This window comes from Escherichia coli DSM 30083 = JCM 1649 = ATCC 11775 (assembly GCF_003697165.2).
In the GTDB taxonomy this organism is placed as follows: Bacteria; Pseudomonadota; Gammaproteobacteria; order Enterobacterales; family Enterobacteriaceae; genus Escherichia; species Escherichia coli.
Map to the genome: position 1 here is coordinate 3680295 of NZ_CP033092.2, position 13396 is coordinate 3693690.

A 13396-nucleotide genomic window follows, 5' to 3' on the forward strand; every position below is an offset into this window, starting at 1 on the left:
AAACTACCGTTGGAAATAGAAATAGTTGAAAGGCTCACAACTCCCGGAATGCGGATTATCTTTGCCCTGATTTCTGGCGGTTTTATTCAGGGTGCAAGCTGTCTGACCCTTTCCCGATATTCTCCCGGAGTACAACCAAACTCGCGGACAAACGCCTTGTGAAAAGATGATTCGCTGGCATAGCCTACTGACTCAGCGATCACCACAACAGGGAGCATTTCCCGGGAAAACATCTGGGCCGCTATTTGTAGACGCAACTTTGTTAATACAGCCAGCGGCGTGGTTCCGGAAACATCACGGAAAAGCTGGGCAAAACTTGCCCGGGACATGTGGGCGATGCTGGCCAGCGATTCGACGGTCCAGGCGTGTCCAGGCATTTCCATCATTTGCTGTATTACCGCACCAAGACGTGGATGCAGAAGCAAACTGAGAATGTTTTTCTCTGTATTAACCTGTGCAATCCACTCACGCACCGCGAGGGTAAAGAATGTAGCGCAGATCTGGCTACACAGAGCATCCACTCCCGGCATTGCCGATCTGGATTCCTGTTGTAAAAACGGGATCGCCTCCCTCAGCCAGTTATATTCCACGCTATGGTTCACTGGTGCTACAAACAGCGTTTCCGGCAAAGACGTTAAAAAATAACGCGCCGAATGTTGCAGCCGAAGAGTGCCACAGACAATACAGGTCGATTCATTATCGACATGACTCAGGCGATGAGCTGAATTTTGTGGTAGCAGGACCACATTTCCCGGGCGTAATGTAAAAATCTCTCCCGTCGGCATTTCCAGCTTCGCCGCTCCTTGCGTTAACGCATGCCAACGAATAACCGACAATTCCCCGGCACCATGTGGAAGTTGCCAGTCACTTCCTAACACGCAATTCTTATCGATCGTTCCTTGTGGAGCGTTAAGCATCAACAAACGGCTAAGAGCATCCATATCAGACTCCTGAGTGGTTTTTTGATTACAAACACCAACAATCTTAGTCAATAATTAATCTAATACCATCAAATAGTTAATCATGATTTTTGTTTTGTGATTCTGATTAAGAAAAAGAAAATACCAGACGATAAGACAAAATATCAAGCGTTGTGAAGAAATGTTATTTGCTCTTTTGCGTCTATAGTCATGATGTCAAATGAACGCGTTTCGACAGGAAATCATCATGAATAAATATCAGGCAGTTATTATTGGTTTTGGCAAGGCTGGAAAAACATTAGCCGTCACGCTGGCAAAAGCAGGTTGGCGTGTGGCTCTCATCGAACAATCAAATGCAATGTATGGCGGGACCTGTATTAATATCGGCTGTATCCCAACCAAAACATTGGTTCATGACGCACAGCAGCACACAGATTTTGTCCGTGCCATACAGCGTAAAAATGAAGTGGTTAATTTTTTACGTAATAAGAATTTTCATAATCTTGCGGATATGCCCAATATCGACGTGATCGACGGCCAGGCGGAGTTTATCAATAATCATAGCCTGCGTGTTCATCGGCCTGGGAGAAATCTGGAGATTCATGGCGAGAAAATTTTTATTAATACCGGTGCACAAGCCGTGGTTCCGCCAATTCCTGGAATTACCACCACGCCTGGTGTATATGACAGCACCGGATTACTTAATCTAAAAGAATTGCCTGGGCATTTAGGTATTTTGGGCGGCGGATATATTGGCGTTGAGTTCGCCTCTATGTTCGCTAATTTTGGCAGCAAAGTAACCATTTTAGAGGCAGCTTCGCTGTTTTTGCCTCGGGAAGATCGGGATATTGCTGATAATATCGCGACGATTTTACGCGATCAGGGTGTCGATATAATCCTCAATGCCCATGTGGAGCGAATCAGTCACCATGAAAATCAAGTGCAAGTGCATAGCGAGCACGCCCAACTGGCGGTGGATGCACTGTTAATAGCTTCCGGTCGTCAACCGGCTACCGCTTCGTTACATCCAGAAAATGCAGGTATCGCAGTAAACGAGCGCGGGGCAATTGTCGTTGACAAGCAATTACATACCACCGCAGACAATATTTGGGCGATGGGAGATGTTACCGGCGGGCTGCAATTTACTTATATTTCACTGGATGATTACCGCATTGTGCGTGATGAGTTGCTGGGAGAAGGCAGACGTAGTACTGATGATCGGAAAAATGTGCCTTATTCCGTATTCATGACACCGCCACTGTCCAGGGTTGGTATGACAGAAGAACAGGCCAGAGAGAGTGGTGCTGATATTCAGGTGGTGACATTGCCTGTAGCTGCAATTCCGCGTGCCAGAGTGATGAATGATACTCGTGGGGTATTAAAAGCGATTGTTGATAATAAAACCCAACGTATATTAGGGGCATCACTGCTGTGTGTTGACTCCCACGAGATGATCAATATAGTGAAAATGGTGATGGATGCCGGGCTGCCTTATAGCATATTACGCGATCAGATATTTACTCATCCGTCGATGAGCGAATCACTCAATGATCTATTTTCATTAGTCAAATAAACTCAAAATCAGACGCCAGAACAAATATTCTGGCGTCTCAGAGAAAAGAATCTTATTAATTCCCTGTTACTTTATAACTTCTTAATCACTTCATTGATGGTATTTTATATGTTTAAAAAATCTGTTTTATTTGCAACACTATTATCTGGCGTTATGGCATTTTCCACCAATGCAGATGATAAAATAATTCTGAAACATATCAGCGTCTCATCAGTATCAGCATCACCGACAGTTCTTGAGAATGCCATTGCTGATATGGCCAGAAAATATAATGCTTCATCCTGGAAAGTTACATCGATGCGAATTGATAATAATTCAACCGCAACAGCAGTATTGTATAAATAAGGATGTTTACAATGGAAAGATACCTGCACCTGTTAAGTCGGGGAGATAAAATTGGCCTGACATTGATTCGTCTGAGTATTGCGATTGTTTTTATGTGGATTGGGTTATTAAAGTTTGTCCCTTACGAGGCAGACAGCATTACACCATTCGTCGCAAACAGTCCACTAATGTCGTTCTTTTATGAACACCCGGAAGACTATAAACAGCATCTGACTCACGAAGGCGAATACAAACCAGAAGCAAGAGCATGGCAAACGGCTAATAATACCTATGGTTTTTCCAACGGTCTTGGCGTCGTGGAGGTGATTATTGCTCTGCTGGTTTTGGCTAATCCTGTCAATCGCTGGTTAGGTTTATTGGGTGGGCTGATGGCATTTACCACGCCGCTGGTAACACTCTCATTTTTAATCACCACCCCGGAGGCATGGGTACCCGCATTGGGTGACGCTCATCATGGTTTCCCTTATTTATCCGGTGCTGGTCGTCTGGTATTGAAAGATACTCTGATGCTGGCAGGTGCTGTCATGATAATGGCAGATTCGGCGCGGGATATTCTTAAACAACGCAGTAATGAATCCAGTTCAACGTTAAAAACTGAATATTGATAATCCGAACACTGTCTGTTGTTCACTTTTTCAGGCGTCAGGCTCCCTTTCTGATGATGAAGCCTGACGCCATATTACCGGAGATATGACAGAGTGAAGGTCAATATCACTCCCCTATTAAAAGATTCTTGTCGTCTCAGGTAAAATAAGTGATTAATATCAATCATGTATTTTTACAGCAAGACAACCACGAACAAACTCAGGATTAAAATGTTTTACCGATTCCCCAACATAACCCAAATCAAGCGAACTAATTTGCGCCATTTCTTTCTCTGTCAGTGAGAAATCCCAAATAGCAAAATTTTCTTCGATACGCTGTTGATGTGTCGATTTCGGAATAACGACCACTCCCCGTTGAATATTCCAACGCAGAATGACCTGAGAAATCGATTTTTGATGGGCATCTGCAATACTCTGAAGCAGATTATTTTCAAAGGGTTTATGTCGTCCACCACCTAACGGAGCCCATGCTTCAGGCTGCACGTTATAATACTTCATGGTTGCCAGCGCCTCTGGTTGGGCAAAATAGGGATGCAACTCGACCTGGTTGACCATCGGTTTAACTCTTACCGTTTCACAAAAGTTCGCCAGAACATGAGGGTAGAAATTGGAAACCCCAATCGCTTTTAATTTGCCCTCTTCATAGGCATCTTCGAGTGCACGCCACGCACTAAAATAATCGCGCATGGCCTGGTGCAATAAATAGAGATCGAAGTATTCTAGCCCCGATTTTTTTAATGATGCTTCAATACCTGCTGCTGCAATATCCTGATTCAACATATCCTGCACCCACAATTTAGACGTTATAAATAACTCTTCTCGGGTACATAAACCTTCAGATATGGCTTCACGAACGGCTTCACCGACGGCATCTTCATTACCGTATACCGCTGCAGTGTCGATGAGTCGATAACCCGTGCGGATAGCATTCAACACTGACTGTTTGCACACGTCTTTATCGGTAACCTGAAAAACACCAAATCCCATCATCGGCATTTTCAGATTGTTACTTAATACGGAAAATTCCACTGTCAGTCCCTCCATTAGGTATGAACAATGAGTCTACGTTAAAACGTAACCTCAAATTAGTATGTGGATTTTGATATCACTTATGCAAAAAATTCATTAATAATGTAGGACTGAAACCTCTCTATTTTTGGGGCAATGAAGCAGGCGCTATCAGTGCTTTTGCCTTGGGACTTGCTGTTTTTGATACACTTAGGGCCCAGGACATAACGAAAATGTGCGATATGACAAAGAATTAACGGAGTATGTGATGATCAGGCAGAAGATTCTACAGCAGCTCCTGGAGTGGATTGAGTGCAATCTTGAGCACCCTATTTCAATCGAAGATATCGCACAGAAATCTGGCTACAGCAGACGCAACATCCAGCTTCTGTTCCGAAATTTCATGCATGTGCCTTTGGGAGAATACATTCGCAAACGAAGGCTTTGTCGTGCCGCCATTCTTGTCCGGCTCTCCGCGAAATCTATGCTTGATATTGCACTCTCTTTGCATTTTGATTCACAGCAGTCATTCAGCCGCGAATTTAAAAAGTTATTCGGCTGCTCTCCCCGTGAATACCGCCACCGTGATTATTGGGATCTCGCAAATATCTTCCCTTCTTTTTTAATACGTCAACAGCAAAAGACGGAGTGTAGATTAGTCAACTTTCCTGAGACACCTATTTTTGGCAATTCATTTAAATATGATATTGAAGTGTCGAATAAATTACCGGATGAAGAAGTCAAACTGCGACGTCATCATTTAGTCAGATGTATGAAGAATTTTAAGACGGATATCTATTTCGTCTCCACGTTCGAACCATCAACAAAATCGGTCGATTTGCTCACAGTTGAAACTTTTGCCGGTACGGTATGCAAACAAACCGATTCAGAGATGCCGAAAGAGTGGACAATTAACCGAGGACTGTATGCCTCTTTCCGCTATGAAGGTGAGTGGGAGCACTACCCTGAATGGGCGCGAAACCTCTATCTGATGGAATTACCTGCCAGGGGGTTAGCCAGAGTGAACGGCAGTGATATTGAGCGATTTTATTACAATGAAAACTTCGTCGAAATTGATAGCAATAACATTGTTTGCGAAATTTTTATCCCCGTTCGCCCGGTTTAGCCTGTAACTCCATCACATAAGATTTACCCTACCCTGCCACCGTCTAATCGGTGCCAGGGTAGGTATTCAGTAAATAATGGCGCTGCGCATGTCAACGCCATTATTATTTATTACATCGTCGTTTTTATTTCTCCTCAGCGCCTTCAGTATCTGCAGGAACGGCGTTAATTGTCACAGTCACTGGTTTCATTTCATACCCTCCATATGTCAAAGAGTTGAATGTGAATGTGTATGTACCTGGCTTGTTGGTACTAAATGTACGCGTGATTTTCCCGCTCGCGAAATGGTCATTTTTCGACGGCAGGAACTGATAATCCGCCTCTGTCACCCCTTCCGGAGCCTCAATGTCGACCCACATGGTTCCTCCTACGGGGTTGACACCCGACATCAGAGTAACCGTCAGTGTTGCAGTAGTCTTCCCGTCCGCCACCAGAGAATCTACACGCTCTGGAGATGCAGCGAGCACCGCGTTTTTATCATCCGCGACGAATTTAGATTCGGCAGTTTTCGTCGATTCCTGACCGTCGGCCTGTTCCACTTTCGCCGTGAGTGTATATGTCGCTGCGACAGTGGTCGTGGCGGTGAAAATAGCCTGCCCTTGCTCATTCGTTGTCGCCGTCCCATTGGGAGTCAGAACTAAATTTTCCGGGCTGGCAGTCAGCGTCACTTCGCTATCTTTCAGCAGGTTGTTATTGGCATCAGTCACCGTAACTTTATACGTCTGTTTGGTTTTGCCGTCCGCCACTGCACGGTTGCCAATCACCTCAATACTGGAGATGGTCGCCGTAGTCTTATCAGCCACAAACGTTACAGACTGCGCATTCGAAGGCTGGTCATTTCCTGCTGACGCCGTGATCTCATAGGTTCCGGCAGTCACGGAAACCACTTTCAGTTCCGCTTTACCCTCCTTGTCGGCGTTCACCATGATATTACCGTCTGCAAGCGGTTTGACGCCCCGAGGCAGATTAAAGACGACCACAGCGCCAGGAAGAAGGTTGCCGTATTGATCCTTAACCGTTGCCGTCAGCGTAAAGGCATCTTTGCCGTTTGCCACTTTTTGAGCAGCGGCGTCTACCTCCAGGCTCGCCTGACCGGTACTGAAATCCGCCTTGAATTTCACCTTGACCGTCTTCTGAGAGTTTTTCACCGAGGCCTCGATCTCAAGTTCCCCTGCAACCGTTGACATAAGCTCAATGTCCACTTTCCCTGCCGCATTGGTTGTTACTGTATTCCCCGTCTTGCTGGTCACACCCTGCGGTAAAGTCAGCGTAACTTCTTGCCCCTGCAACGGGTTACCATAGCTGTCCACGACGGTCAGGGTGATCTGGTTAGCAGACTGTCCATTAGCCAGTTGGTTATTAACCTTCACTGTCATATCACGAATCTCAGCCTTAGATGCGTCACCTGCAACATTCAGCACCAGTGGCTGAGCAACGGCATTTTGGCCGTTCACTCGCGGCATCACAGACAACTGACCCGCGGCAGATCCCAGCGTTAAGGTCGACACGTAGACCCCATTACCTTTCTCTGTCCAGTTTCCTGCTGAAGGACGCTCACTCCCCGTGCTGGCGGCACCACTAAACACTGGTGCATCTGGCTTCAGCCCGGTGACCGGATTCCCGTACGCATCCTTCATGGTGAAGGTGAGTTCCGTCGTCGTTTTAACCGTTGGAGTTTTATTGTCCGCAACAAGCGTAGAGTTCGCTGATGACATCTCTCCGGCAATAACAGTCAGCTGCGCGGCTTCGGTGGCTGCAGGCTGGCCGTTGAAGAGCGGCATGACACGAAGCTCGCCCGTCTTTCCGCCTGTAGTTAACGTAGCAACATAGGAACCGTCACCTTTTTCGGTCCAACTGGAAACGGTCGCCCCTTCAGAGGCGGTCCCCGTCAAACTTGCCGACAACGAAAGACCACTGATAGCGTTGCCATGCGCATCTTTCGCCACCAGCGTTACGGTTGTGCTTTCACCGGCTTTTACGTGATCTTCTGCGACAGAGACTTTCGACTGGTTTGAAGATAATGCATCAGCCACCACGGTTACTTTTGCCGCATTTGCTGCCGCGTCCTGCCCATTGAGCTTCGGCATAACGTCTAATTCACCCGCCGTAGTGCCGAGAGAAATCTGCGCAGTCCAGGTCCCGTCGCCATTATCCGTCCAGCCTGATGCCGTAGAACCAGCAGCAGCTGCGCCCGATAATGACGGTGCATCCGGATTGAGGCCAGTTACAGGGTTGTCATTAGCATCTTTTGCCGTCCAGATTGCCGTAACTGTACCGCCAACCACCGGTTTATCAGGATTCAGTGTGATGGACGAATGTGCTGCATCAAGCGGCCCGGCAACAAACTTCAGCGTTTGTTGTAATGTGCCCAGCTGATACTGCTCGCTGAAGGCACGCACAACAACGTTTCCGGCACGGGTCGAAGAAACCGTGGCGCTGTAAACCCCTGGTTTTATTTCCGAAATGGCACCAACGGTTACACCATTAGTGTCTTGCGGAACAAGTCGCAGGCGGCTGGCTTCTCCCGTCACCGGATTACCCTCGGAGTCCACCGCTGTCAGTGTCAGCGTGTAGGCTTGCTGACCATCAGCAACCACATCACCTGACGGCTCGTTAGCACTCAGGGTGGAGTTTGACACATCCATCATCGTGGCCCGCAGTTCTGCAGTGACAGTTTTGCTCATGTCATCAACGCTAACAGTAATCGTTGCCTCACCTGACTGCGTTCCGGTAGTAAAGACAGACTGATACACCCCTGCTTCAGTTTCGGTGAACTCACCCAGTGTTGGCTTTGCCTGTGATTTAGTGGCCTTCAGGGTACGAGTCACAATATTTCCAGCCGGTTTGAAGGTTAGTTCAGTCTTGATCTGATCTTTCATGCCCGTGACTGGCTGGCCCTCGGCGTCGCGCAGAGACAGCACCAGCGGCTTTTGCTCATTACCGTTAGCAAGCATTTGAATACGGCTCTGACCGTCAAGCGTTAACGCCGTACGATCGGCGCTCATACCAGCTCCGCTAATAACTACTTCTGTCTGCACACGTTTCGAGGCATTGCCTTTGTTATCGTAGGCAATCGCTGAAATCGCATAATAATTGTCTTTGCCTGCCTGATAAGCCGGGAGCGTCACTTGCCACTGATTGCCCTGCCCCGTAATTTTTCCGCCTGCGGCCAGCAAAGACGGCGCTTCCCATTGCACATTTTTCAGACCGTGAGTTGCTTTGCTGACCACAAGCCCCAGGGAAACCGTCTGGCCACCCTTGCCTTCAATACGCTCAGGCAGAGCAATACGGATCACTTCAGATTTGCGATACTCAAGAACGATATTGTTATTACGCTCAACCAGGTCATAGCGGCTGCCTGCCAGCATTCGACGCTCGCGAATGCTGTCTGTATCGAGTTGTTTTTCCAGAGGTTCGCCAATCCGATAATTAACTTCCAGGCCAAAGCGAGTGTCATTCTCACCACTCTTGCCCTGCTTATGCCCGGCACTCAGGGTCAGAAGAGGCACTGGCGTGTAATTCACTTCAGCGGTAATCGCATGTGGATCTTTCTGGCGTTTATCTTTACCAAACAGCCCGACTTCATCGCCATAATACTGTTCATACATCAGGCTTGCGCCAAGCTGCGGCCAGGCAGGTAAATAGCCCTCAGCACGAATATCCCAGCCATTCGCCGGGCGTTCCTGATAATCCTCAACATCCGGCGATTTTTTCCAGCCAGAAGCCCGGATATAACCATTGGCGCTCAGTTTCAAATAATCACGCCAGTATTCCGCACCAACACCAATGCGGGTATGACTACGGGATAAATCATGATCGATAAAAGTATTCACCCCCGCCATCCAGTCATTTTCTGAAAAATGACGCCAGCCAAAACCAATATTTGACTGAGTACGATCGTCGGTACGATGTATTGCCCCCTGAGTGAACAACATATTTGTCGGTGTATCATAAATCGGATAAAGCATTTCCAGCGAAGAGTCCTTCAGCGAGAAATTTTTATCGACATTCAGTTTGACGCGCGCAGTACCGTATTTCCCGAGCCACTCCTGAATTTCCTGGTTAGCTTTAGCGGTGGCCATTCCGGTAATAAAGTTACGTGTCGCATCGCTATCTGGCTGACTGCTTAAAAATGTCCCGGCATTAGCGGCAAGCGACGCGACATTTTTCTCCACGTTATTATCAGCAGTTACCGTAGTATTTTCCATGCTCAACCGTGGCTGAACCGCATGCTGCGCACGTGCTGCCATTACTGGCGTAAAGGTGACAGCGAGTGGAAAAAGAACCTGAACAGAGATATTTGCCCACGCCACGCAGCGGGCCAGAACTGAATAACGAAATCGTGGCTGTTTATTGTCTGTTTTATAACGTGACATTGAGATAATTTCCTGATGAACGAATTAACGAACATAGGCAGACACAAATAATGGCGTCTGCTTGTCAGAAAAACCGGGGATTTCCCGGTTTCCTTTTCCACAGAAAAGGAAATACCTTTATGTAAGAAAGTACACCGCCACCTAATATATCCAGTGTCTGTAGCCACTCATCAGGTGGTTGGGCGCGGGATTATATTTTTATTTATGGGTAAAAATTTAGCTTTTTGTGCAAGTCATTAAATAGATACTTAAGTTATATTTCTTACTCTGCGGGCAGTGAATAATTCATTATTCAGAGTGAATAATAATGACCCGCCTTTAATTAACTGCTATTGGGAGTACGTCGAAGTAAGTATATACGCCGGGATAAACCAATATATTTTTTATGGACATTCATTTTTATTCATCGGACTGTAAATTCCGGGGATATCGAACTTGCACGACTAATCTCAACCCTCAAACAGATTTATGAATTTTGTTCATAACCCCTGACAAATCCTGCCGTCTAATCGAGCTCTTCCCTTTACGTTATGCTTCTCATGAACGATAACGGAAGGATAACACCATGCAAAAAGTAAAACTGAACAACGGTATTGAAATGCCCCTGTTGGGCTTTGGTGTATTTCAGATGACCGATGCCGCCGAATGCGAAAGAGCGGTCATTGACGCTATTAACAGCGGTTATCGACTGATTGACACCGCCGCCTCTTATCAAAATGAAATCCAGGTCGGGAACGCCCTGAAACAAAGCGGTATCGCCCGTAACGAACTCTTTGTCACCACGAAACTCTGGTTGCAGGATACCAGTTACGAAGGGGCCAAAGCCCAGTTCGAACGCTCTCTGAATCGACTGCAACTTGATTACGTTGACCTGTACTTGATTCACCAGCCATATGGCGATGTCCACGGGGCCTGGCGTGCCATGGAAGAGCTGCAACAGGCCGGTAAAATTCGCGCTATTGGCGTCAGTAACTTCCATCCTGACCGACTGGCAGACCTTATCGCTTTTAATAACGTCGTTCCGGCGGTAAACCAGGTTGAAGTTAACCCTTTCAATCAGCAGCTACAGGCCGTTCCCTGGATGCAAAGTCGTGGCATTCAGCCAGAAGCCTGGGCACCGTTTGCGGAAGGGAAAAATGGTCTGTTCCAGCATCCTGTTCTCACGGCAATTGGCGAGAAGTATGGCAAAAGCGTGGGCCAGGTAGTTCTGCGCTGGATCTACCAACGAGGCATTGTTTCACTGGCAAAATCAGTGCGAAAAGAACGCATGGAAGAGAACATCAACATTCTCGATTTTGAACTCAGCCCTGAAGATATGCTGCAAATTACCGCCCTGGATACCGCAACCAGCGCGTTCTTCTCTCACCGCGATCCCGCAATGGTGGAATGGCTGACTGGCCGCAAACTTGATGTTTAAGCCGCGATAAAAGAGGTATTCATTCAATGCAAAAACGTTATCTGGGTAAATCCGGACTCGAAGTCTCCGCCCTTGGGCTCGGTTGCATGGGCTTAAGCCACGGCTACGGCCCGGCGACCGATACCCGTCAGGCTATCGAACTTATTCGTGCTGCGATTGAACGTGGTGTCACCTTCTTTGATACCGCCGAAGTGTATGGTCCGTATCTGAATGAAGAAGTGGTCGGCGAAGCCTTAAAACCGTTTCGTGACCGCGTGGTAATTGCCACTAAATTCGGTTTTACCTTCGGCGATGATAATAAGCAGCAGATTTTAAACAGCCGTCCGGAACATATCCGTGAAGCCGTTGAAGGATCATTACGTCGTCTGAAAACAGATGTTATTGACCTGCTGTATCAACACCGTGTTGATCCAGATGTTCCTATTGAAGATGTTGCAGGAACGGTGAAAGACCTCATCGCAGAAGGTAAGGTCAAACATTTCGGCCTGTCTGAAGCAGGAGCACAAACCATTCGTCGTGCACATGCGGTACAACCTGTCACCGCCCTGCAAAGCGAATATTCCATGTGGTGGCGTGAGCCTGAACAGGAAATTCTGCCGTTGCTTGAAGAACTGGGAATTGGTTTTGTCCCCTTCAGCCCACTAGGTAAAGGTTTCCTGACAGGGGCGATTAAGCCGGGAACCACTTTCGGCAAAGATGATTACCGCAGCACCGTACCGCGTTTCGCAGCACAAGCCATTGAAGCCAATGAAAAACTGGTCACCTTGTTAGGTGAACTGGCTGCGGAGAAAGGGGTAACGTCTGCACAAATTGCACTGGCATGGCTATTAGCACAAAAGCCGTGGATTGTTCCCATCCCTGGCACCACTAAACTGCACCGGCTGGAAGAAAACCTGGCCGCTGCTGACATTGTTCTTTCGCAGAAAGATACGCAGCAGATAAGCGAGGCGCTGGAAACAATTAAAATCGTCGGTGAACGTTACTCGCCTGAACATCAGGCACGCGTAGGCCGCTAATACCCAAACGGGTCCAAGATAAAGGACCCGTTATTCGGTGTAGCGAAGCGCATCGATCAACAACGCAAAAGCTGGCGGATGCTGCTTGCGGCTGGGGTAGTAAAGATAATACCCAGGAAAAGTTGGACACCACTCCTGTAACACCTGAATAAGCTTGCCTGACTCTATATACTCCTGAACCATGTCTTCAGGGACACAAGCGATCCCAAACCCTGATAACGCGGCATCAATTCTTTCTGGCAATGGACTACACGTCAGTTGCCCATCAACCTTAACGCGAAGCGGTTTCCCTTCTCGCTCGAACTCCCAGTGGTAAAGCCCACCGGCAGTTGGCAAACGCATGTTGATGCAGCGATGATTTTGTAGCTCGTGAGGCGTTTCAGGCGCAGGGTTTGCAGCAAAATACGCCGGAGCTCCCACCACAGCCATCCGCATATCTGGTCCAATCCTGACTGCAACCATATCTTTATCAACATTTTCACCCAGTCGTATCCCGGCATCAAAACGGCCTTCAACAATATCGACAAAACCGTTATCCACCACCAGTTCGACATTGATTTCGGGATACTCTCTGAGAAAAGGTTTTAGCTTCGGCCAGACCAGACTTCGCGCGGCATGTTCCCCGGCAGATAACCGAATATTCCCGGAGGGCGTGCCGTTCAATTGAATAAGTGATTCCAGTTCCTGTTCAAGCTCGTCAATACGCGGTTCAAGGCAGGCAATGATTCTCTCCCCCGCTTCTGTGGGAGCCACACTGCGGGTAGTCCGTGTCAGGAGGCGGATATTGAGCCTTTCCTCCAGAGCCTTCATTGCATGGCTAAGTGCAGACTGAGAGACGCCGAGTTTGCCCGCTGCTTTGGTAAAACTTCGCTCTCTTGCCACCACAAGAAAGATTTGCAGTTCGTTGAAGTTTTCTTTGAGCATTGGCGATTTCCTTGTAGAAGCATCCTCTTCACACACACTCATGAAGGGGGGCATAGATGCTATTATTTTAACCACATTATTAGTAAC

10 protein-coding genes are annotated in these 13396 nt (G+C 47.5%); 6 read left to right on the forward strand and 4 right to left on the reverse strand.

The genetic code is table 11. The features are described 5' to 3' along the window. Nucleotides 1-86: 86 nt before the first annotated feature. The gene (rclR, locus tag EAS44_RS19095) at nt 87-941 is read right to left on the reverse strand and encodes a reactive chlorine-specific transcriptional regulator RclR (RefSeq protein ID WP_001295801.1); all 855 of its coding nucleotides are present in this window, start codon (nt 939-941) and stop codon (nt 87-89) included. Nucleotides 942-1167: 226 nt separating this feature from the next. Between rclR and rclA the strand changes: the two genes are divergently transcribed. The 3 genes from rclA (at nt 1168) to rclC (ending at nt 3443) form a co-directional block, all read left to right on the forward strand. After that, entirely contained in the window at nt 1168-2493 is a 1326-nt protein-coding gene (rclA, locus tag EAS44_RS19100; protein ID WP_001046332.1) for a reactive chlorine resistance oxidoreductase RclA, read from the forward strand. A 108-nt stretch (nt 2494-2601) separates the two neighbouring features. Beyond that, nucleotides 2602-2838, forward strand: a complete 237-nt coding sequence (gene rclB, locus EAS44_RS19105) for a reactive chlorine resistance periplasmic protein RclB (protein ID WP_000474088.1) — start codon at nt 2602-2604, stop codon at nt 2836-2838. 11 nt (nt 2839-2849) lie between these two features. Next, entirely contained in the window at nt 2850-3443 is a 594-nt protein-coding gene (rclC, locus tag EAS44_RS19110) for a reactive chlorine species resistance protein RclC (protein ID WP_001298546.1), read from the forward strand. 159 nt (nt 3444-3602) lie between these two features. On the opposite strand, the gene EAS44_RS19115 is transcribed toward rclC, so the two are convergent. Then, nucleotides 3603-4472 carry an aldo/keto reductase gene (locus EAS44_RS19115; RefSeq protein WP_001295799.1) on the reverse strand — a complete coding sequence of 290 codons (870 nt, stop codon included), beginning with the start codon at nt 4470-4472 and terminating at the stop codon, nt 3603-3605. Nucleotides 4473-4719: 247 nt separating this feature from the next. Here EAS44_RS19115 and EAS44_RS19120 point away from each other — a divergent pair, with 247 nt between their 5' ends. Next, complete coding sequence (locus EAS44_RS19120) at nt 4720-5577, forward strand: helix-turn-helix domain-containing protein (RefSeq protein ID WP_000620995.1); 858 nt, start codon at nt 4720-4722, stop codon at nt 5575-5577. A gap of 124 nt (nt 5578-5701) precedes the next feature. Here EAS44_RS19120 and fdeC read toward each other — a convergent pair whose 3' ends face one another. Continuing rightward, entirely contained in the window at nt 5702-9952 is a 4251-nt protein-coding gene (fdeC, locus tag EAS44_RS19130; RefSeq protein WP_000092542.1) for an inverse autotransporter adhesin FdeC, read from the reverse strand. Nucleotides 9953-10517: 565 nt separating this feature from the next. On the opposite strand from fdeC, the gene EAS44_RS19135 reads away from it, so the two are divergent. Continuing rightward, complete coding sequence (locus tag EAS44_RS19135; RefSeq protein ID WP_001174452.1) at nt 10518-11369, forward strand: aldo/keto reductase; 852 nt, start codon at nt 10518-10520, stop codon at nt 11367-11369. Nucleotides 11370-11395: 26 nt separating this feature from the next. Next, nucleotides 11396-12385, forward strand: a complete 990-nt coding sequence (locus EAS44_RS19140; RefSeq protein WP_001172280.1) for an aldo/keto reductase — start codon at nt 11396-11398, stop codon at nt 12383-12385. A gap of 30 nt (nt 12386-12415) precedes the next feature. Here the strand turns inward: EAS44_RS19140 and EAS44_RS19145 are convergent, their stop codons facing one another. After that, a complete protein-coding gene (locus EAS44_RS19145; RefSeq protein WP_000910711.1) occupies nt 12416-13309 on the reverse strand; it encodes a LysR family transcriptional regulator in 894 nt (297 codons plus the stop codon). Nucleotides 13310-13396: the final 87 nt, after the last annotated feature.

Coding starts and splice junctions, on each gene's coding strand:
- rclR (WP_001295801.1), bottom strand. CDS start 941: ATGGATGCTCTTAGCCGTTTGTTGATGCTTAACGCTCCACAAGGAACG.
- rclA (WP_001046332.1), top strand. CDS start 1,168: ATGAATAAATATCAGGCAGTTATTATTGGTTTTGGCAAGGCTGGAAAA.
- rclB (WP_000474088.1), top strand. CDS start 2,602: ATGTTTAAAAAATCTGTTTTATTTGCAACACTATTATCTGGCGTTATG.
- rclC (WP_001298546.1), top strand. CDS start 2,850: ATGGAAAGATACCTGCACCTGTTAAGTCGGGGAGATAAAATTGGCCTG.
- EAS44_RS19120 (WP_000620995.1), top strand. CDS start 4,720: ATGATCAGGCAGAAGATTCTACAGCAGCTCCTGGAGTGGATTGAGTGC.
- fdeC (WP_000092542.1), bottom strand. CDS start 9,952: ATGTCACGTTATAAAACAGACAATAAACAGCCACGATTTCGTTATTCA.
- EAS44_RS19135 (WP_001174452.1), top strand. CDS start 10,518: ATGCAAAAAGTAAAACTGAACAACGGTATTGAAATGCCCCTGTTGGGC.
- EAS44_RS19140 (WP_001172280.1), top strand. CDS start 11,396: ATGCAAAAACGTTATCTGGGTAAATCCGGACTCGAAGTCTCCGCCCTT.
- EAS44_RS19145 (WP_000910711.1), bottom strand. CDS start 13,309: ATGCTCAAAGAAAACTTCAACGAACTGCAAATCTTTCTTGTGGTGGCA.